This window comes from Leeuwenhoekiella obamensis (assembly GCF_055391795.1).
Window position 1 is genome coordinate 1,722,158 of the sequence record NZ_AP029251.1, and the last position, 19,122, is coordinate 1,741,279.

General features: G+C 38.1%; 20 protein-coding genes and 2 tRNA genes. 16 read left to right on the forward strand and 6 right to left on the reverse strand.

Features of this window, described 5'->3' with window-relative positions:
- The first annotated feature begins 56 nt into the window (after positions 1 to 56).
- The 5 genes from ACZ5L8_RS07660 to ACZ5L8_RS07680 all read left to right on the forward strand — a co-directional run bounded on the left by ACZ5L8_RS07660 (position 57) and on the right by ACZ5L8_RS07680 (position 4,940).
- Complete coding sequence (locus ACZ5L8_RS07660) at positions 57 to 653, forward strand: superoxide dismutase family protein (RefSeq protein ID WP_464440665.1); 597 nt, start codon at positions 57 to 59, stop codon at positions 651 to 653.
- A gap of 87 nt (positions 654 to 740) precedes the next feature.
- Positions 741 to 1,271 carry an RNA polymerase sigma factor gene (locus tag ACZ5L8_RS07665; protein ID WP_462597972.1) on the forward strand — a complete coding sequence of 177 codons (531 nt, stop codon included), beginning with the start codon at positions 741 to 743 and terminating at the stop codon, positions 1,269 to 1,271.
- Between the two features lie 6 nt (positions 1,272 to 1,277).
- A complete protein-coding gene (locus ACZ5L8_RS07670) occupies positions 1,278 to 2,075 on the forward strand; it encodes an anti-sigma factor (RefSeq protein WP_464440668.1) in 798 nt (265 codons plus the stop codon).
- Positions 2,076 to 2,398: 323 nt separating this feature from the next.
- A complete protein-coding gene (locus tag ACZ5L8_RS07675) occupies positions 2,399 to 3,571 on the forward strand; it encodes an LETM1-related biofilm-associated protein (RefSeq protein WP_464440670.1) in 1,173 nt (390 codons plus the stop codon).
- Positions 3,572 to 3,635: 64 nt separating this feature from the next.
- A complete protein-coding gene (locus tag ACZ5L8_RS07680) occupies positions 3,636 to 4,940 on the forward strand; it encodes a DUF2254 domain-containing protein (protein WP_464440672.1) in 1,305 nt (434 codons plus the stop codon).
- A 1-nt stretch (position 4,941) separates the two neighbouring features.
- Here the strand turns inward: ACZ5L8_RS07680 and ACZ5L8_RS07685 are convergent, their stop codons facing one another.
- From ACZ5L8_RS07685 to ACZ5L8_RS07705, 5 genes are all read right to left on the reverse strand, one after another.
- Complete coding sequence (locus tag ACZ5L8_RS07685) at positions 4,942 to 5,700, reverse strand: LytR/AlgR family response regulator transcription factor (protein ID WP_464440673.1); 759 nt, start codon at positions 5,698 to 5,700, stop codon at positions 4,942 to 4,944.
- 46 nt (positions 5,701 to 5,746) lie between these two features.
- A complete protein-coding gene (locus ACZ5L8_RS07690; protein ID WP_464440675.1) occupies positions 5,747 to 6,079 on the reverse strand; it encodes a 2TM domain-containing protein in 333 nt (110 codons plus the stop codon).
- Between the two features lie 11 nt (positions 6,080 to 6,090).
- Positions 6,091 to 6,405, reverse strand: a complete 315-nt coding sequence (locus ACZ5L8_RS07695; RefSeq protein ID WP_464440677.1) for a 2TM domain-containing protein — start codon at positions 6,403 to 6,405, stop codon at positions 6,091 to 6,093.
- A 23-nt stretch (positions 6,406 to 6,428) separates the two neighbouring features.
- The gene (locus ACZ5L8_RS07700) at positions 6,429 to 6,713 is read right to left on the reverse strand and encodes a 2TM domain-containing protein (protein ID WP_462597965.1); all 285 of its coding nucleotides are present in this window, start codon (positions 6,711 to 6,713) and stop codon (positions 6,429 to 6,431) included.
- A 107-nt stretch (positions 6,714 to 6,820) separates the two neighbouring features.
- Positions 6,821 to 8,155, reverse strand: a complete 1,335-nt coding sequence (locus ACZ5L8_RS07705) for a histidine kinase (protein ID WP_464440680.1) — start codon at positions 8,153 to 8,155, stop codon at positions 6,821 to 6,823.
- A gap of 305 nt (positions 8,156 to 8,460) precedes the next feature.
- Here ACZ5L8_RS07705 and ACZ5L8_RS07710 point away from each other — a divergent pair, with 305 nt between their 5' ends.
- The 9 genes from ACZ5L8_RS07710 (at position 8,461) to ACZ5L8_RS07750 (ending at position 15,555) form a co-directional block, all read left to right on the forward strand.
- The gene (locus ACZ5L8_RS07710) at positions 8,461 to 9,873 is read left to right on the forward strand and encodes an MBL fold metallo-hydrolase (RefSeq protein ID WP_464440681.1); all 1,413 of its coding nucleotides are present in this window, start codon (positions 8,461 to 8,463) and stop codon (positions 9,871 to 9,873) included.
- Between the two features lie 3 nt (positions 9,874 to 9,876).
- Positions 9,877 to 10,257, forward strand: coding sequence for a rhodanese-like domain-containing protein (locus tag ACZ5L8_RS07715; RefSeq protein ID WP_464440683.1), 381 nt, complete (start codon positions 9,877 to 9,879; stop codon positions 10,255 to 10,257).
- Positions 10,254 to 10,940, forward strand: coding sequence for an aspartate/glutamate racemase family protein (locus tag ACZ5L8_RS07720; protein WP_464440684.1), 687 nt, complete (start codon positions 10,254 to 10,256; stop codon positions 10,938 to 10,940). Before ACZ5L8_RS07715 ends, ACZ5L8_RS07720 begins: the two co-directional genes overlap by 4 nt.
- Positions 10,941 to 11,048: 108 nt before the next feature.
- The gene (locus ACZ5L8_RS07725) at positions 11,049 to 11,903 is read left to right on the forward strand and encodes a universal stress protein (RefSeq protein WP_464440686.1); all 855 of its coding nucleotides are present in this window, start codon (positions 11,049 to 11,051) and stop codon (positions 11,901 to 11,903) included.
- Positions 11,904 to 11,950: 47 nt separating this feature from the next.
- Positions 11,951 to 12,955, forward strand: coding sequence for a polysaccharide deacetylase family protein (locus ACZ5L8_RS07730; RefSeq protein ID WP_464440688.1), 1,005 nt, complete (start codon positions 11,951 to 11,953; stop codon positions 12,953 to 12,955).
- Positions 12,948 to 14,054 carry a GNAT family N-acetyltransferase gene (locus ACZ5L8_RS07735; protein ID WP_464440690.1) on the forward strand — a complete coding sequence of 369 codons (1,107 nt, stop codon included), beginning with the start codon at positions 12,948 to 12,950 and terminating at the stop codon, positions 14,052 to 14,054. The genes ACZ5L8_RS07730 and ACZ5L8_RS07735 overlap by 8 nt, the downstream gene beginning before the upstream one ends.
- 48 nt (positions 14,055 to 14,102) lie before the next feature.
- On the forward strand, positions 14,103 to 15,209 hold the full coding sequence (locus ACZ5L8_RS07740) for a formylglycine-generating enzyme family protein (RefSeq protein WP_464440692.1): 1,107 nt from the start codon (positions 14,103 to 14,105) through the stop codon (positions 15,207 to 15,209).
- A 158-nt stretch (positions 15,210 to 15,367) separates the two neighbouring features.
- Positions 15,368 to 15,451 (forward strand) — tRNA-Ser (locus ACZ5L8_RS07745).
- A 29-nt stretch (positions 15,452 to 15,480) separates the two neighbouring features.
- Positions 15,481 to 15,555, forward strand: a tRNA-Pro gene (locus ACZ5L8_RS07750).
- A gap of 286 nt (positions 15,556 to 15,841) precedes the next feature.
- Here ACZ5L8_RS07750 and ACZ5L8_RS07755 read toward each other — a convergent pair.
- The gene (locus ACZ5L8_RS07755) at positions 15,842 to 16,468 is read right to left on the reverse strand and encodes a phosphatase PAP2 family protein (protein WP_464440694.1); all 627 of its coding nucleotides are present in this window, start codon (positions 16,466 to 16,468) and stop codon (positions 15,842 to 15,844) included.
- A 300-nt stretch (positions 16,469 to 16,768) separates the two neighbouring features.
- On the opposite strand from ACZ5L8_RS07755, the gene ACZ5L8_RS07760 reads away from it, so the two are divergent.
- Complete coding sequence (locus ACZ5L8_RS07760) at positions 16,769 to 17,623, forward strand: phosphatase PAP2 family protein (protein ID WP_464440695.1); 855 nt, start codon at positions 16,769 to 16,771, stop codon at positions 17,621 to 17,623.
- Complete coding sequence (gene eptA, locus ACZ5L8_RS07765; RefSeq protein ID WP_464440696.1) at positions 17,607 to 19,121, forward strand: phosphoethanolamine--lipid A transferase EptA; 1,515 nt, start codon at positions 17,607 to 17,609, stop codon at positions 19,119 to 19,121. The genes ACZ5L8_RS07760 and eptA overlap by 17 nt, the downstream gene beginning before the upstream one ends.
- The last annotated feature ends 1 nt before the right edge of the window (position 19,122 follow it).

The window sequence follows — 19,122 nt, forward strand, 5'->3', positions numbered from 1 at the left end:
GCCAAGTTTGAAACTTTACTTTTAAACTCTAATACTAATAACCACAACAAATCATTATGAAAAAAATCACTTTACTATTTGTTCTTTCGGCAATGGTTAGCATGACCGCTTGTAAGGAAACAAAGAAGACAGATGGAGAAGATGCTATGACTGAGGAAACTGAGATGGATGATAGCACAGAGATGGAAGAAACAGCAATGGCTAAGGAAATTAGTTTTGACCTTGAGCCAAAAAGCGATAGCGGTGCAACCGGTACTGTAACTTTTGAAGAAGTAGACGGACAAGTAAAAATGACTGCCGTTCTTCAAGGTTTATCTGAAGGTACACACGCAATTCACATTCACGAAACTGGAGATTGTACTTCACCTGATGGAAAATCAGCTGGTGGACACTGGAACCCAACGCATGAAAACCATGGTAAATGGGGAGCTGCTGAAGGTTACCACAAAGGAGATATAGGAAACTTTGAAGCTGATGCTAGCGGTAACGGTTCTATCTCTATGACTACAGATGAGTGGTGTATAGGATGTGAAGACGCTACTAAAAATATTGTAGGTAAAGGTATTATCGTTCACCAAGGTGCTGACGATTTTACATCTCAACCTAGTGGTGCCGCAGGCGCAAGAGTTATGTGCGGTGGCATTATTGAATAAGCAATGCTTAAATAACAGACTTAAAAAGTAACCTACGGGTTACTTTTTTTTTATATCTTAACACAACTAACAAAACTTCAATAATTTATGCAACCAGACGAGCTCATCGCCCGCCTTCAGCAGAAAGATCAAAAGGCATTTCAGGAAATTTATGGTATGTATTCTGAAAGTATTTTTGGAGTAATTAACAGTATTGTTCGAGACGTTACAGTTGCAGAAGAAGTTTTGCAGGATGTCTTTATAAAGATCTGGGATAATGCTAAAAGTTACAATTCTAAAAAAGGGCGCTTCTTCACGTGGATGCTAAACATTGCTCGCAATGCATCTATAGATAAATTAAGATCTAAGTCATTTAAAAATCAAAAGAAGAACCTTACTGAGGATTATTTCGTAGATATACTCGAAACAAAAAATAGTTTTTCAAGTAAGATCGATGCCATAGGTATCAAGAAGTATATTGAAAAGCTGGAACCCGTTTGCAAAAAAGTTATTGATCTTTTGTTCTTTAAGGGCTTTACCCAAAAAGAAGCTAGTGAAGAATTAGATATGCCTCTGGGTACCATTAAAACACGCAACCGTATTTGTATTAATAAATTAAGAACAATCTTAAATCCCTAAGATTAAATGGACGTAAAAGAATACATAGACTCGGGTATACTAGAACTTTATGTGTACGGTGCACTCCCTGAAGAAGAGAGTGTTAAAGTAAGTTCTATGCTTAAACAAAACCCTGAAGTTAAAGAAGAAGTAGAGGCTATTGAGCAAGCATTGCAGCAACTTGCAATGGGCTTATCTCCTTATGATCCTCAAAAGCTGCTAGATAATTTATTGCTTAAATTTAATGACAATTCTAAAGTTATAAGCATTAATAAGAAGGATAATACATCTCGCATCATCATGTACATTAGCATTGCAGCGACACTCGCACTTTTAGTGGGAATCGTTAGCCTGCTTAATAAGAACAAAGCTTTACAGCATGATGTAGAAGTAGTTGAGACTCAAAACAGAGTTTTAATAACTGAGATTGAAGAATCTAATGCAAAACTTGCAACCTCAAAGCAAATTATTGAGCTGTACCGCGATACTGATCTTATTCGCGTACCGCTTGCAGGACAGCAGGTTGCTCCTGATGCTTATGTAAATGTGTTTTGGGATAAAGAACAAAACAAAGCGATCATAGATGCATCTGGTCTTCCTGAAGCTCCAGAAGGTAAAGAATATCAGGTTTGGTCTCTTAAACTAGATCCACTTACACCTACAAGTATTGGTTTGCTATCTGGTTTTAACCAAAGTTCTACAAAACTGTTTGAGCTTAGCAATCCTAACGAGACAGAAGCCTTTGGTATCACACTTGAGCCAGAAGGTGGTAGCGAATCTCCTACCCTTGAGCAGCTTTACACCCTTGGTGCAGTAGGCGCTTAAAACTTCCCATTTTTAAAATTCAATAGTTGTTATAAATAGGAATCGCCCGTTAAAGAACGGGCGATTCGCAACTAACAAAAAATCCAAAAAAACTAATCAACCATTATTTTTGATATTCTATTTCTTTTTCAACGTAATAAAACAAAATCATTTTTTTTCTTGGATCATAATTTCCAAATTCTAACCTAATTGTACCATACTTACGCAGTTACATCTAACTTGGTTTCAATAAAAAGTGTTAAAATTTTATTTAACATTTTACGCTCCATCTAAACTTTTACATCTCACAAAACCCACGTAGTTTTGAAGTAGAATTAAGAAGTATGAATCCTTCATCAGCGGGCTGGATAAATAAAAAATTACATCAATTAGAAAAAGAATCTCTCACTGGTTCTACACATGACTATTACCTAAAAATCAGAGAAAGCGGTTTTATTTATGGTATATCTGTCATTTCTTTAAGTAGACTTTCGTCGAAATTTACGCTGACAGAATTAGAGCTCACAAAACTCAATCTTCTAGATTGTTTGATTTTTGTTCACGCTTCCAATGAAAGAAAGACGGAAGATTTTGTTGAAGATGCTCTTGCTTATTACGAGATCATTTCCCCCGAAAGGGAATATATTCTTACGCGCAAAAACCGCACAGCAAGCGCGTTAGAAAAAAGAATACATTCTCGGATTCAGACTAATGAGCCTTTGTTGCAAAAGAACTTTAGTCACCTCATCACAAATGCTTTGCTTTTTCTGGATGTATTGGGATTTGAGCAATTTCTTAAAGGTCATAATGATATTGCAGATTACATCTCAGGCCTTGAAGCTGCTGTGATGAACACGCTTTGGCTAGCGCTCACAAAAAAGGGAACTAAAAAACATTATGACGATCTGTTGATACAACTTTTCGAGAAATCGTTGAGATACAACAAGAATCTTGTGCGTGAAGTTTCAAAGCTTGAAGAATTATCTTTTACTGGTTTTAAAACCCAATGGGAACAGCGCTACATTATGGATCTTGCCGCACTCACCGTTTGGGAAGATAACCAGATCGAGCAGCAGGAAAATATATTTCTACGCAGATTAGCACAGCAACTTGATCTAAATAATGAGATCTGTAATGATGCCATTCTCACTGCGCATTTGTTCATTACAGAACATAAAAACAGTATTTCTTATCTTAATTATAGCAATCCGCTTAAGAATTTTTACAAGCAAACTAATCGCACGGTAAAAGTGCTTGTTTTAAGAAATAAGGATAGATTACTACAAGAAATCTTAGAAAGCGGCGAACTAGTAAAATTGCTGGGACAAAGCACTATGCGCGATCTTACTAAAGATGAGCGTAAAAAAGTAAAAGCGCAATTACTGGATATTTGTAAAAGCATCCCATCGCTTGCGATCTTTTTACTTCCTGGTGGAAGTTTGCTATTGCCTATTTTGATAAAATACATCCCAGAATTGCTTCCGTCTGCCTTTAGAGAAAACAATCTAGAGCAGTAACATTTGCTGTTAACATATTGCAAAACCGCTAATAGCTTCAGTTTAAAATGCAGAATTTTAAACCATGAAGCAAATCTACATCAGGCTAAAATGGCTTTTTGAGCGCATCACGACTAAGATCGCATTCTACCCTACTTTACTCACATTTTCAGGTTTAATGCTTGGTTTTATTATGCTTTTCCTTGAAAAAGAAGGCATATCAAAATGGTTTATTGAAGAAGTTCCGCAGTTGTTTATCAACGATGCTGAGACAGCGCGAAGTCTGCTAAGCACCTTTATTGCTGGGATTTTCTCGCTTATGGTTTTTAGCTTTTCAATGGTGATGGTGTTGCTAAGCCAGGCTTCATCAAATTATTCTCCGCGCATTTTACCGGGACTTATTCGCAATAAAAAACATCAATACGTTCTGGGATTTTACATGGGCGTTTTGACTTATTGTATTCTTATTCTCCTTGCGGTGAAACCTACTCAGGATAAAACAGAACTGCCCGGTGTGGCAATACTATTGTCAATTTTTCTTGTGCTTAATGTTCTTGCCTGCTTTATCTATTTTATTCACAGCATATCTGAAGCAATACAGATCAATAATATTATCGAGGACATTTATAACAAGTCAAAAAATCGCTTAGAACAACTGATCTCTAATAACGACAGCGGTGATGATCATAATTATCCTGACACAGAGAACTGGAATGTAATTGAAAGCAGAGAAACCGGCTATTTACAAACACTTGATGAAAAAAGCCTCATAGACCTTTGCCATGATGCAGATTGTAAATTAGACATCATTATTGCAAAAGGTACTTTTACCGTTAAGGGTGCTGCTTTCGTAAAATGCAATAAAAACCTAAGTAAAAAAGAAATAAAAAGATTGATCTCTTGTTTTGGGTTTTCTCGTAGTGAGATCGTTTCACAAAATTATGTTCTGGGATTCAAGCAACTCACAGAGATCGCTGTAAAAGCGATGAGCCCGGGGATTAATGATCCCGGCACGGCAAATAGCTGCCTAGATTATCTTACTGAACTTTTTACCCTCCGTATGCGTAAACATGACTTCAGTTTTTTAATCAATGAAGATGGAAGCAAAGTTGCTGCTCTGCGCACAATAGATTTTAAAGAAATCCTGTATTATGTCTTTTCGCCGCTAAGGCAATACTGTAAAAATGACGCAGTGATGGTGCAAAAAATGCTGTATGTGTTAAGTCATTTATTACAGCAAGAAGCCGTTTCTAAAGATTACAAAAAGGAAATTATCACGCAGAGTGAAGCTATTCTTGAAGATGCCGGTAAATGCATTGACAACTCACTGGATAAAGAAGCGATCGCAAAATTTAAAGAGAAGATCGATAGGCTCAACGCAACGAATTAATCTACTCTAACCACAATTTAAAATCTTTTACTCGCTCGCGACTCACAATAATTTCTTGCTCTTTGTAGTGATTTAATTTAAGCTGCAAACGCGAATTTGTGTACGTCACAATATCTCTGATCGCATCTATATTGATGTAAAATTTGCGACTTACTCTAAAGAATTTTTGAGGTTCAAGATCATCTTCCAGACTGTCTAATGTAGTTTCTAAAAGGTAATCCCGCCCATCAATGGTGTGCGCATACGTGCCTTTATTTTCGCTGTAAAAACACTCAATTTCATCAACGCCTATCATTTTAAGATGTTGACCTATTTTTACTGTATAACGCTTTTTAAACTCGCGTTCTACAGGCGTTGTGCCCAGTAATTTTTTGATATCTTCAAAGTTCAACTGCACGTTTTGTTGCTTCGGCAGTCGCTCTTGATACTTTTTTACCGCAGATTCAAGCTCCTCTTCATCAATAGGTTTTAATAAATAATCTACGCTGTTTAATTTAAATGCCTGCAGCGCATATTCATCAAAGGCCGTGGTAAAGATTATCGCGCTTTTTACCTCAACTGCATCAAAGATCTCAAAACTCAACCCATCGCTTAATTGAATATCCAGAAAAATAAGATCTGGTGCCGTGTTACTTTTAAACCAAGCAACAGATTCTTCGACTGAGTGTAGCATTTGATCTACCTTCACCCCTTGTCTTTCTAGCATTCTGGCGAGTCTTCTTGCAGATGGCTTTTCATCTTCAATGATGAGTACTTTCATGATGTATGGCGGTTGTTATTTTTTGGCTGTAGCCAAAACTACTTATTTATTTTTCATTGAACTTTGAAGATTCTGACCTTTCATCATCCAGATATTCTCGGATCTTGCGCTCTTCCCAGTTTTTTAATCGCTGTTTGAAGTTTCCGCCTTTAAAGGCATAAAACCAGTGACACAAAATACCTATTCCCCAACCTATGGGCATTGTTAACGATGACCACCACGGGATGTAGCCGCTCACTTTGCCGCCATCAAAAACACCAGAATTAAAAAGAATATAAAGTGTGCAAACAACGATGTAAACCACAAAATGCGCATACCAATCTTTGATCTCTTTTACCTTCTTACGGGCGCGCTCTAATTTTGTTTCTTGTTCATTCATGATCGTAGTATTTATTCCCATCTTCCCATGCCTTTTTCGTTGCGTTCTTCTTTTTCCATAAACTCTCTAATCTTGCGTTCTTCCCAGTTTTTATTCGCAAGCGGATTCCACTCAAAGGTCTTTGCTGCCTGAAATATCAAGCCAATTCCCCAACCAAAAGCTGCCCATAAAAACCAAGGATATCGCAACTCGTTTACATAATAGTTCACTCCTGCTAAGATTGCCATAAATACTACATAAGAAGCCAGCGAAGTATAGAATTTTCTAAGGTTAGCTACCTTTTCTTTAGCTCTTAAGTATTTATTTTCTTTGTTATAATCTTCCATGATTTGTTTGATTTAGGATCAGATTATAGATTATAATTATCCTTACGCATATATTCTTTGATCTTTTGATCTTCCCAGTCCTTACCTAAGATAGGATTCCATCCAGAAACTTCCATCCAGTGAAAGAAAAGCCCAAGTCCCCAACCCACAGCCGGGAAAATCGCCCAAGGAAAAGATGTTGTAAAATAATTCAACAATGCAAGAAAAGGAATGATGATACAATAAGAAGTTAGATTGCCATAAAATCCTTTAAGTTTTTCAACTTTTTCTTTTGCTCTGCTGTACTTAGATTCGTTTTGATATTCCATGATTAAAAGTGTTATTGGTTAAATTTCTTGAGTCAAATATCTCCAGAAAACCATGGCTTCACAATTGTATTCTACCCAGTTGTCAAAAAATTAGGATGAATTGTCAATCAATCCAGATCGTCTTTTTCCATGAGTTCACGCAGCTTGCGTTCTTCCCATTTTTTGCCCCATATCGGGCTCCAGTTAAATGCTTCCATCGCATGAAAAAACAAGCCTAATCCCCATCCTGCAAAAGGGAAGATCACCCACGGGAATGATCCCGTCCAGATATTCAAAATCGTCAATGCTGGCATCACGATACAAAACGCCAGCAAATTGCCATAAAAGCCCTTTACCTTCTCTACATGCTCCTTAGCCTGCGCGTATCGCTTCTCGTCAAGATATACTTTTGAGACCTTTGCACCGCTATTGATCTGCGCAGTTAATAAGGGTACGCTTACGCGAAATTTACTCGCATCCTTTGAAATTATCACCGGTCGCTCAGTAAGTAAACCGTAACGTTGTTTAATGTTTTGCAATCCTACACCACTGCTCTTTTTAATAATTGCTTTAGGTTGAAGGTTATTGCTTACCACGAGCGCATTACCTTCTTGTTCTATGGTAATAAAAAGTTTGTCTGAAGGTGTGACGCGATTGTGTTTCACAGCATTTTCAAGTAGCAATTGTAAAGACAAGGGAACAATTTTCGCCAAAGGATTTTCTACCTCTTGCGGCATGGTAAAAACAATACTTTCTTCATAACGCATTTTTATAAGGCTCATATACGTTTTGGCGAAAGCCAACTCCTCCTCTACCGTTACCAGTTCTTTGTTTTTTTGCTCTAGCACATAGCGATACACCTTGCTCAATGCAGTTGTAAATCGCTGTGCCTGCACAGGATTTTCTTCTATTAAACTAGTAAGAACATTAAGACTATTAAATAGAAAATGAGGATCTAACTGATTCTTTAATGCATCAAACTGAGCAGATGCCGTACCGGCAATGATCTTCTGTTCTTTAACCTGCGTTTCCTTACGGTGTTTATAGTAAAAAACGGTGTAAAAAATAAGCAGCACCACGATCGAAACTATGATCGTAACATAGTAATACTGCAGGCGTTCGTTACTTAAGAAATAAGCGATTTCCTGCCCTGCAACCACTACACTAAAGAAAAAGCGCAATACAAAAATACCCGCTACCGTCATACACATACTACCTACAAAACCGCTTAGCAAATGCTTTCTAGAGAAAAGATCTTTCTCGTGCTTGGTGTAGAAATAGTAAAAAGTATAGGCATTAAGCAAGTACAGCACAACACTGTACACTAAAGTCCCAAAGAAGTTAAGGTACAACGCCGTATTAAAAGCGATCTCTGCTCCTTGAAAATATCGAATGATAAGGAACACTAAAAATATAGCTACTCCTACAACTAAAGACTTAGATAATTCAGTTAAAAACCGCACAGATTCTAATATTTGTAGCGCTTATCACGCTTTTGAGAAGTTCTAAAATAAAACATTTTTTTTGGCTTAAGCCAAAAGGACATTAACCGCAGTGGCAATTACCCAAAGAATAAATTGTGTCATTACTGTTCGTTTTTTGATTGATCCCACAAAAATGAAAGATGTCTTCTAAACTGTAAAATCTAAAGTGATGAACTGTCGTAAAACCATGACGAATTGTAAAATAGAAAAATCACGAATGTGTAACTCCTATTACATAACTAAAGAAATACCTGTTTTACATTTGCAATAAATATATTTGAATCATGAAAATAGAGCAGATTTATACCGGATGTCTTGCACAAGGCGCATATTATATTGAGAGTAATGGCGAAGCGGCTGTAATAGATCCTTTACGTGAGGTTGAGCCTTATACGTATCGCGCTGAGCAAGATAACGCTACGATAAAATATATTTTTGAGACGCATTTTCATGCAGATTTTGTGAGTGGTCACCTTACACTGGCTAAAGAAACCGGTGCAGAAATAATCTACGGTCCAGAAGCAAATCCTTCTTTTGATTGTATCGTGGCAAAAGATGGTGAAGAATTTAAAATTGGAGATATCACAATTATTGCGCTACACACTCCAGGCCACACAATGGAGAGTACAACCTATCTCTTAAGAGATAAAGATGGTAAAGATCATGCGATCTTTAGTGGCGATACACTTTTTCTAGGTGATGTCGGAAGACCAGATCTTGCTCAAAAAGCGGCAAGCATGACGCAAGAGGATCTCGCAGGATTATTGTTTGATAGTCTACGCAATAAGATCATGCCGCTTGCTGATGATGTAATTGTTTATCCTGCTCACGGCGCTGGTTCTGCATGTGGTAAGAATATGATGAAAGAAACCGTTGACACGCTGGGTAATCAAAAAAACATGAATTACGCACTTCGTGCAGATATGACGCGCGAAGAATTTATAGAAGAAGTTACAGATGGTTTATTGCCACCACCACAATACTTCCCGCTTAATGTGAAAATGAATAAGGAAGGTTACGATCATTTTGACGAAGTTATGCAGCGCGGCACACAAGCACTTTCTCCTGCGGCGTTTGAAACTGCAGCAAATGAAACTGGTGCTGTTGTGCTTGATGTGAGACATCAGGATGATTTTGCAAAAGGTCATATACCACGATCTATTTTTATAGGTCTTGATGGCGGATTCGCTCCTTGGGTTGGCGCTCTTATCGCAGATGTTGAGCAACCTATTTTATTAGTAACTCCAGAAGGTCGTGAAGAAGAAGCGATCACCAGATTAGCCCGCGTAGGTTTTGATAAGACCTTGGGTTATCTGCAAGGTGGTATCGAGGCTTGGGAAAATGCTGGTAAAGAACTTGACACCGTTGAGAGTATTCCTGCAACAGCATTTAAATCTAGAATCGAGCAAAATGATGTTCCGGTGTTTGATGTGAGAAAAGATGGCGAATTTAAATCTGAGCATTTAAAAGAGGTTTCGCACACACCGCTAGATTATCTTAATGAGCATCTGGCTGAGTTCCCAGAAGACAAAACATTCTACGTACATTGCGCTGGTGGATATCGCAGCATGATCGCTTCAAGTATTTTAAAAAGTCGCGGTATTCATAATTTGGTAGACGTTAAAGGCGGATTTAAAGCCATTAAAGAAGCTGGTGTGCCGGTAACAGATTACGTTTGCCCATCCACTTTATCATAAACTATGAGATACGTTTTTATACTTTTTATAGCACTCTTTTCAGCAACTACCTGGGCTCAAGACACAACCCAGATCGTTAAGCTTGAGAACACAATTTTTAAAGATTCTATAACTCATAAAAAGGTTATGCTGGTTGATGTTCGCACCCCAGAAGAGTTTGAAGAAGGTCATCTGGAAGGAGCGGTAAACATCAATTACTTAGACAATGAGGCTTTCGCCAAAGGAATAAAAACCCTAGATCCTGGCACTCCGGTATTCCTATATTGTAGGTCTGGCAATCGCAGTGGCAAAGCAGCAGATAGTCTTTCGACTAAAGGTTTTGTAAAGATCTATGATTTGGTAGGCGGCTATCGCGGTTGGGTTGAAAAATTTGAACAAGAATGAAAACACTAGGATTAATAGGTGGTACTTCATGGCATAGCACCATAGAATATTACAGACTTATTAATTCTTTGGTTTCTGAGAAGATCGGTTCAAAATACAATCCGCCGTTGTTGATGTACAGCCTTAACGTCGCGCTTATGCGTGAAGGCCATACCGAAAAGATCAAACAAGCCTATCTCGATATCAGCAAAAATCTTTCAAACGCTGGCGCTGATGCGATCTTGATCTGTGCAAATACACCGCATCTTGTGTATGATTTTGTGCAACCGCAACTTGACATTCCCATTTTGCATATCGCCGATGCTATAGCAAAAGAAGCCAATGCTAAAGGATTAAAAAACTTAGGTTTACTAGGCACAATGCCTACAATGACGCAAGGATTTCTTCAAAAGCGCATTGCAGAGCAAAGCGATATAAAGGTCATCATTCCTGAGGAATCGCATTTGACAATGACTCATGATCTTATTGCTAACGAACTCACACAAGGCAACTTTTCGGCGCAAGCCAAAACATTTTATATCAACCAGATGCAGCTGCTCAAAAACCGTGGAGCAGATGGTATAATCTTGGGATGTACAGAATTACCCATGCTTCTTGACGACAAAGATTTCTCGCTACCAATGCTTAACACGACGTTCTTGCATGCGCAAATGGCGAGAGATTTTATCCTTAGCGATCTATAGATCTTTGATCATTTTCAGGTTTTTGCGGTGATAAAGAATTAACCGCAAATTAAGATTTGGCTGTAGCCAAATTTTTAATTTTATAATAAACCAAACCTAATCAAGGTGATGAAAAAGAAGATTTTAGTTCCAACAGATTTTTCTAAAAACGCATGGCAAGCGATCGATTATGCAACCAAGTTATTCATTAATTATCCTTGCGATTTTTATATGCTTAACGTGTTTCAGCCGCAGATCTACACTAGCGATAACATGACCATGCCAGAGACTGGCGAGATGCATTATGAGACCTATAAAGAGATCTCTGAAGAAAATCTCAAAGAGCTTAAAGAAAAACTCACCATTAAAAATGCAAATCGCTGTCATGCATTTCATACGATCTCACTATACAACAGCCTTACAGAGGGAATTAATGAGTGTGTAGACAAATACGATATTGATTATGTGATCATGGGAACTCAAGGCGCGAGCGGCGCTGTTGAAGAGTTTTTTGGCACAAACACAGCAACCGTGATGGAAAATATCACAAGCTGTCCCGTGCTTGCAATTCCTGAAGATGTGGTCTATATGCCAACGCTAGAAGTAGTTTTTCCTACGGATTTTTCATTGCGTTTTCACCAAAAAGAAATGAGCCATCTTGTAGAGATCGCTCATCTTACTAAAGCTAAGATCGCAGTACTTCATGTGATCGAAAAAGATGAAACACTTACACAAGATCAAGTTCATAACAAGGCTGCGCTAGAAGAAATTTTAGGTGCTGAAAATATTCAATATCACAATATTCATGATAGCGAAGTAACTAAGGCCGTAGTCAATTTTGCCGAGAGCAGAAACAGCGGTATGATCGCTTTCTTGAATAAAGAACATTCATTTTTTGAGAATCTATTTCACACGCCAATGGTAAAAAAACTTAGCCGTTATGCACGCGTGCCTATTCTTGCCTTGCACAGTTCTCAAGATTAAGCTATGATTTACCGCCTTAAATCCTAAATTAGCGGTTTTTACCGCAAATGGGACTCGTAAAAGACGTTTTATACACTGTTGCAAAACCTGGTATGCTGGCTACTTTTAAGAAGCAAAGCATTACTGGATATTATCATTTAATAGACAACAGGACGCCGCCTCACATCAAGCATAGGTACACTTTTAAAGATGTAGACGCCTTTGTTAGGGATATACGTTTGCTTAAAAAACAATACAGTCCGCTTGATCCTAAATTGCTTTTTAACGATGGTGATCTTAAGATTCCTGAGAATTCTTTTTTGATCACTTTTGATGATGGCTTACGCCAAATTTACCAGCATGCTTTCCCTATTCTCGCTGAGCATGGCATCTCTGCGGTGAGTTTTCTCAATCCAGATTTTGTAGACAATAAGGCGTTGCCTTATGAATATTTAAGCAGTGTAACCCTTGAACAGATCGCAGCAGAAAAAGACAGCAACAAAGTCAAAATCATTGCTGAATATCTGCAAACTTCATCCAACTTTCAGGAAATAAAAACCGCGATCAATAGTTTCTCTTATACTGAACGGGATGAGAAAATAAATTCGATCTGTGAACTTTTGGGCTACGACCCAAAAGAATATCTCGCAGATGAAAAACCATTCATGACGCTTACCGAAATTGAAGAAATGCGAGATCACGGTTTTTACTTTGGCGGTCATACAATGAGTCATCCCAGAATGCAAAAATTAGATATAGACGCACAAAAGGAAGAAGCGATAAATAGCATAAAATGGGTTAAAGAAAAACTAGCGCTAGACTACGCGTGTTTTGCCTTCCCTTTTACTGATAAAGGTATTTCTGCTCAATTGATTGACGCTCTTTTTTCTTATGATGAGAAGTTGGTTATTTTTGGCAATAGCGGGATAAAAAAAGACATTCATCCCAGAATTATACAGCGTATTTCTCTGGAAAAACCAGAGCGAGATACCGCACGTCACATCGTGATGGAAAATCTATACAGCAAATTTGAAAAGTTAACTGGTGCACACCATATAAAACGCAATGGATAGAAGATTAAGACCTGTAACAAAGAAGGAAATTCCGCTACTTTTTAAGGAAAAAGAACTGTGGGACCATGAGTTTTTATCCATCACAAAACACCGTCTGCTTGCACATTTTCATAACCCAACCGCAGGTGATGATGACACTGTTTTAATTCTCGCCTATCTAAATGACGAACTCGTAGGTTACATGGGCGCGTTTATTGATACCATTCGCATAGACCTTAAGATCGAGAAGATCGCTTGGCTTAGCACTTGGTGGGTGCATCCTAAGACAAAAGGAACCGGCGTGGGGCGCAGCATTTTGCAAAAAATGTATGAATTGCAAGATGGTAAAATAGGCATTTCTCAATTTACACCTAGCGCAAAACGAGTATATGAGAAGTCGGGATATTTCTACGATCTTAAAAATAGTAAGGGTATCAAGTTTGTGCTACGTAGTAATATTGCAGTGGTTTTGCCTTTGATCAGGCCACAATATAACAAGTGGGTTGAGCCGCTTAAGGTGGTTGACGGAATGCTTAATTTCATCCTCAAGCCGTGGTTATGGTTAAGAGCTAGGTCGCTTTCGCGAAAGCTAAACAACACAACGCTAGAGTATCTTAACGCGCTTGATCCTGAGAGTGAAGCGTTCATAAATAGAACGAGCACAAACCATATCGCACCAAAGTCGGCGGCGTTTTTTGCTTGGCTTAAGCAATATCACTGGGTACAAGAAGCGCCTTTGTTAGGGCTTACGCCAAAGGATAAATACGAATTTTCAAGCTTTGATAGCAGTTTTAATATTTATCTGGTAAAAGTTCTTGAAGACGGTAAAACAACCGGTTTTTTAGTGCTTCAAAAGCGCGATCATACGCTTAAAGTGCTTTTTGCTTATTATGAAAACGCATCAGAAAATCTAGGCGATATCGTATTGCTACATGCAATAAAACTGGGCGTTTCTCAGATCATCACATATGACGATGCGATCGTGAGTCAGCTTAAGAAAAGAGCGGCTCTGTACAAGAGCAAAAAGGTGAAAGAATCGATTATTTCCAAGCAATTTGGCAAAGAAGATTTTAGCGATGTGCAGATGAACTTTGGTGACGGTGATTGCAGTTTTGCGTAGTATGAATAATTAGAAATGTTTTGGCCACAGCCAAAAAAATATAGATATATGAATTTAAGAATTCTTGCCGCAGTGGGCAGTTGTGCATTGCTTATGGCTTGCGGCGATAAAGAGAAAAAAACTTCACTTAAAGAAACCATACAAGAAGAACCTAAGGATTTTGCCTTGTTAGTTGAGCAGCCTGCAGAGATCGCTGCTCCAGAAGGAATGGTTTGGGTTTCTGGAGTGCAATTCACTCAGGGCGCACAAGAAGGTGATTCTTATGCGTTGCCACGCGAAAAACCGGCGCATCCGGTCGCAGTAGATGGTTTTTTTATTGACAAGACAGAAGTGACCAACGCACAGTTCAAAAAATTTGTTGAAGAAACAGGTTACGAAACCATCGCAGAGCGTGCTATTAACTGGGAAGAGATGAAAAAGCAATTACCTCCTAACACGCCAAAACCGCATGATAGCATTTTACAACCAGGTTCGTTGATCTTTCGTCGTGAACTTGAGAAAGTGAATAATCTAGTTGATTACAGCCAATGGTGGAAATGGCAAACGGGTGCAAACTGGCGCCATCCAGAAGGACCAGATAGCTCTATAGAAGGCAAAGATGATTTTCCTGTAGTTCATGTAGCTTATGAAGATGCATTAGCCTATTGCAAATGGGCTGGTCGTCGTTTACCCACAGAAGCTGAATGGGAGGCCGCAGCGCACGGAAAATTAAATGGTGGCATCTACACTTGGGGCGATGATGAAAGCAAATTAAATGATGAGGCAAACACTTGGCAGGGCGATTTCCCAGTTAATAACGACTCTCAAGACGGTCACAGTCATCTTGCACCGGTAAAATCATATCCGCCTAACTCTTTAGGCATTTATGATATGAGCGGTAATGTATGGGAATACACACAAGATTGGTTTGATGTTAATTATTATCAGGTAGCTGCCGGTGAAGGATTGACAAAAAACCCGAAAGGCGCAGATAGATCTTACAACCCAGATATGCCTTACCAACAAGAAAAAGTCATCAAAGGCGGATCGTTTTTATGCAATGCATCCTATTGTGCGAGCTATAGAATTTCGGCAAGAATGGGTAATTCTATGGATTCTGCAACAGATCATGTAGGTTTTAGAACCGTAGTGAGTGCAAAAGACCTAACTGAATAAAAATTTTTATTTCAACAAAAAACTGAATTTCAGATTGTTAAAATTTAATAAAAATTAATTTCAAAAAAAAACGCGAGAAATGTCGATTTAGGTTGTGTAGTTCTCAAGTAAAAGCTACATTTGCATCCGCGTTTTGAGAAAGAGACGTAAGTTCTTTAGGAGAGGTGCCAGAGTGGTAATGGAGCAGATTGCTAATCTGTCAACGGGTAACCGTTGCCGGGGTTCGAATCCCCGTCTCTCCGCAACTCTTTTTTTCCTTGAGACCAATACTCGGGGTGTAGCGTAGCCCGGTCATCGCGCCTGCTTTGGGAGCAGGAGGTCGCAGGTTCGAATCCTGCCACCCCGACGAAAAAGAACCTTCAGTGAAAACTGGAGGTTTTTTTGTTTTTATACCTTTCGTACTATAAAACCAATTCAGTCTTTAAGGTTTTACCCGCGTGATTTTTCTTTTGGCTTTAAGCCAAAAACTTCTTTATAATTTTATTTTTGAGTCTAGGTTGGTTTAAAACCTCTCTATTATAAAAGAAGATCAAGAAAAAACTGAACTTCGCCTCCTGCTGTACCTTTTAAAATCCTTGAGCTTTAATCAAAACCAGAATTATAAATTAATGTATTTGAAGCATATTAGTCCTTCAAAACTTATAGGTTAGTCTAATTAAATGATCTCCTTTATTGCTGCTGTAACTAAGCTCAAAATGTTCTTGCTGATACTCTGTTGTAAAAAGTAGGTTACTTCCTAAACCTATAACTGCACCAGCTAATACATCGTAGATATCGTGCTTCTTTGAATCAATTCTACTAGCAGCAGTGAAACCGGCTAAAAGATAGGACGGTATGCTATATTTAAACCCGTATCTCCTATGAATATATCCCGCGCTGTGAAAGACTGTAGAGGTGTGTCCCGATGGAAAAGCGTTGTCATTGCTAAAGTCTGGTCGAGTTTTATTTATACTCAATTTTAGACCATAAGTAACTCCAGCTGTAAGAAGTAAACCTTTACTGAATTGCCATGTACCTTGCTCATCTCCTAATATAAAACTTGTACCTAAGGTTGCTGCTGGTAATGCAAATAAGACAACATCACCCAGTTTTTGAGTAGTACCTATTTGAGGTTTGGTTTCGCTAGTATCTTGAGAGAATCCTTGTTGTGTGATCAAAAAAAGAAGAGCGAGTACAACTTTAAAAATTATGGAAGTAGACTTTAATGGCCCGTCTAAGTTTTTAATTTCTTTAAAAGTGATAATTACTTTTTTGCTCATAAAATTCTAATTGATTTTTGAGCTCAAATTTTTAAAATGGATCTTTCTAGATCTTTAAGCAATTCTAAAGAAAATCTAAGTCATAACATAATAAATTACTTATTCAAAGCTATTTACACAGTATTCTTCTGTGATCATTGTGTGCACATCTTAATAAGTTGAAATGAAATAGCTACTCCAAACATTCTTTAGATTCTCTTTAGAATTCATTTAGAATCTTCACAGAATTAGGTAATAATCTTGCTGGGAAAAGAATACTAGTCGATAAATCAATTCTTTTCAATCCATCAAGGTAATTCTATGTTTTTAGATAAGAATTTAGATAGTCGTATCACTGCCAATTTCAATTCTATTCGATTTAGATCTATGCTGCCTGCGGTTCTTATTATGGCCTTCTGTGCTATTTACTTCTTATCATTAGATAATCAAACCGGATTTATAAATAATTATACTCAAGTTCAAAAAGAGTGGTTTCTTACAATAAATAAGTTTCTATCCCATTATCCTATTCTTCAGAACAACCTTACCCAACTGGGAGATGTTCTCATATTTTTTCCTTTTTTGAGCATTTTTGTTATCTGCGCTTCAAAACTTTGGGAAGCCTTATTGAATTCTGCCATGCTTTCGCTACTGGTATGCACTGTATTAAAGAGATTATTTGCGATGCCCAGACCGGCTGCGGTCTATGATCAAGACAGTTTTGTTATCATAGGAAAAACGCTCACCGGCCATAATTCATTACCTTCAGGCCATTCAGTCTCTGTATTCATGATATTGACAATTTTAATGTTTGGCTTTATGCCAAAACAAAAAACAAAGAGGATATTGTGGACCATGAGCGTGATTATCATGGGGCTCTTTGTAGCCTTTTCTAGGGTTGCAGTGGGAGCTCATTATCCGCTTGATGTGGTTGTAGGAAGCGCTCTGGGGTATTGCATTGCTATTTTGGGCATATTGATTTGCAAAAACGCTTGCTGGATAGCCTTTTTTAGAAATAAATACCACGTATTCATACTCCTTGGCATCCTCATCCTATGGTCTAGCCTCGTTGTTAAAAAAGCTATCTCAGATCATTTGCTTATCTTTTATTTAGCTATTCTTGCACTCGTATCCACTGGTCTAATTCTTATTAAAAACCATGTCAAAAAAAATTAAGCTTAGCTATTTTGCTTTGTTATTGAGTTTTTTCAACCTAGTCTTTCATTACCCTTTTTTTTCATTTGTCGTTGATAATTTTGAAATTTCGAGTGCTAACGGTGTACTGCTGCTAAGCAGTTTGCTTATCTGTGCCTTGCTTTTAAATGCCTGGGTGTTCTACATAGGCCTTTATGCCCTGGGGAAAATAGGAAAATGGATCTTGGCCTTTTTCTTCCACGTAAGTGCCATTGCTGTTTATTTTATAAATTCTTATGGAATAATTGTGGACAGAAGCATGATAGGCAATGTGCTCAACACAAATTATGAAGAGTCCAGCAGTTTTGTATCAATAGGCCTGTTTGTTTATCTGATTTTTCTAGGAGTCCTGCCCAGTATTATCTTGTTTAAAATTGAGATTATAAAACCCACCGTAAAGAGGTTCTTTACGCATGTAGGCCTGACTTTAATTGCCCTGCTTGCCATTTCTTATGCAAACGCACCTAACTGGTTATGGATAGACAAAAACTCTAAAACCCTGGGTGGCCTAGTGATGCCGTGGTCATACGTGATCAATACCTCGCGGTATTATATTAAGAAGAATAAAGAAAATAAAAAACAAATCCTGCTGCCAGATGCAACGATAAAGGATAACGAAAAATCTGTTATAGTGCTTGTCATTGGCGAATCGGCAAGAAGTGGCAACTTCTCTCTTTATGGTTATGATAAGGATACCAACCCGCTCTTATCCCAGGTAGAAAACCTGTATCATTACAAAGCCGAATCGTGCGCAACATACACCACCGCAGGGGTAAAATGTATTCTAGACCACAAAGAAACCGGTAAGCTATATGAAATTTTACCCAATTATTTATTTAGAAATAATGTAGAGGTGATATGGCGCAGTACAAATTGGGGCGAACCCAAAGTCATTATTGACAAATTCAGTCGCAAGGAAGATCTAAGGGCCAACTGTGAAGGGGATCTTTGCAACTATGATGAAGTGCTGCTTGATGGCCTAAATGAAAAAATACTTGCCAGCTCAAAAAACAAGGTGTTTGTTGTACTTCATACCAGTACGAGTCATGGACCTACATATTCTAAAAAATATCCTGAGGCCTTTGAAAAATTCTCTCCCGTTTGTACCAGTGTAGAACTTGCAAATTGCACCCAAGAAGAATTGATCAATGCTTATGACAATACCATTGTTTATACTGATTACATTCTTGACAAGCTCATCAAGGACCTTAAAGAACTTGAAGGTTATAAAACTTCAATGATCTATGTTTCTGATCATGGAGAATCCCTGGGCGAGAACAATCTATACATGCATGGCATCCCAAAAAGTATTGCTCCACATGAGCAATTAGAAATCCCTTTTATAGTATGGGCATCACAAAATTCAAAACAAGTAAAGCACGAAACTGAGGTCACACAGCATTATGTTTTTCACAGTGTGCTTGACTTCTTGTCTATTGAAAGCCCTGTGTATGAAGAGGAATTGAGTGTTTTTAAATAAA

Coding starts and splice junctions, on each gene's coding strand:
- ACZ5L8_RS07660 (WP_464440665.1), top strand. CDS start 57: ATGAAAAAAATCACTTTACTATTTGTTCTTTCGGCAATGGTTAGCATG.
- ACZ5L8_RS07665 (WP_462597972.1), top strand. CDS start 741: ATGCAACCAGACGAGCTCATCGCCCGCCTTCAGCAGAAAGATCAAAAG.
- ACZ5L8_RS07670 (WP_464440668.1), top strand. CDS start 1,278: ATGGACGTAAAAGAATACATAGACTCGGGTATACTAGAACTTTATGTG.
- ACZ5L8_RS07675 (WP_464440670.1), top strand. CDS start 2,399: ATGAATCCTTCATCAGCGGGCTGGATAAATAAAAAATTACATCAATTA.
- ACZ5L8_RS07680 (WP_464440672.1), top strand. CDS start 3,636: ATGAAGCAAATCTACATCAGGCTAAAATGGCTTTTTGAGCGCATCACG.
- ACZ5L8_RS07685 (WP_464440673.1), bottom strand. CDS start 5,700: ATGAAAGTACTCATCATTGAAGATGAAAAGCCATCTGCAAGAAGACTC.
- ACZ5L8_RS07690 (WP_464440675.1), bottom strand. CDS start 6,079: ATGAATGAACAAGAAACAAAATTAGAGCGCGCCCGTAAGAAGGTAAAA.
- ACZ5L8_RS07695 (WP_464440677.1), bottom strand. CDS start 6,405: ATGGAAGATTATAACAAAGAAAATAAATACTTAAGAGCTAAAGAAAAG.
- ACZ5L8_RS07700 (WP_462597965.1), bottom strand. CDS start 6,713: ATGGAATATCAAAACGAATCTAAGTACAGCAGAGCAAAAGAAAAAGTT.
- ACZ5L8_RS07710 (WP_464440681.1), top strand. CDS start 8,461: ATGAAAATAGAGCAGATTTATACCGGATGTCTTGCACAAGGCGCATAT.
- ACZ5L8_RS07715 (WP_464440683.1), top strand. CDS start 9,877: ATGAGATACGTTTTTATACTTTTTATAGCACTCTTTTCAGCAACTACC.
- ACZ5L8_RS07720 (WP_464440684.1), top strand. CDS start 10,254: ATGAAAACACTAGGATTAATAGGTGGTACTTCATGGCATAGCACCATA.
- ACZ5L8_RS07725 (WP_464440686.1), top strand. CDS start 11,049: ATGAAAAAGAAGATTTTAGTTCCAACAGATTTTTCTAAAAACGCATGG.
- ACZ5L8_RS07730 (WP_464440688.1), top strand. CDS start 11,951: ATGGGACTCGTAAAAGACGTTTTATACACTGTTGCAAAACCTGGTATG.
- ACZ5L8_RS07735 (WP_464440690.1), top strand. CDS start 12,948: ATGGATAGAAGATTAAGACCTGTAACAAAGAAGGAAATTCCGCTACTT.
- ACZ5L8_RS07740 (WP_464440692.1), top strand. CDS start 14,103: ATGAATTTAAGAATTCTTGCCGCAGTGGGCAGTTGTGCATTGCTTATG.
- ACZ5L8_RS07755 (WP_464440694.1), bottom strand. CDS start 16,468: ATGAGCAAAAAAGTAATTATCACTTTTAAAGAAATTAAAAACTTAGAC.
- ACZ5L8_RS07760 (WP_464440695.1), top strand. CDS start 16,769: ATGTTTTTAGATAAGAATTTAGATAGTCGTATCACTGCCAATTTCAAT.
- eptA (WP_464440696.1), top strand. CDS start 17,607: ATGTCAAAAAAAATTAAGCTTAGCTATTTTGCTTTGTTATTGAGTTTT.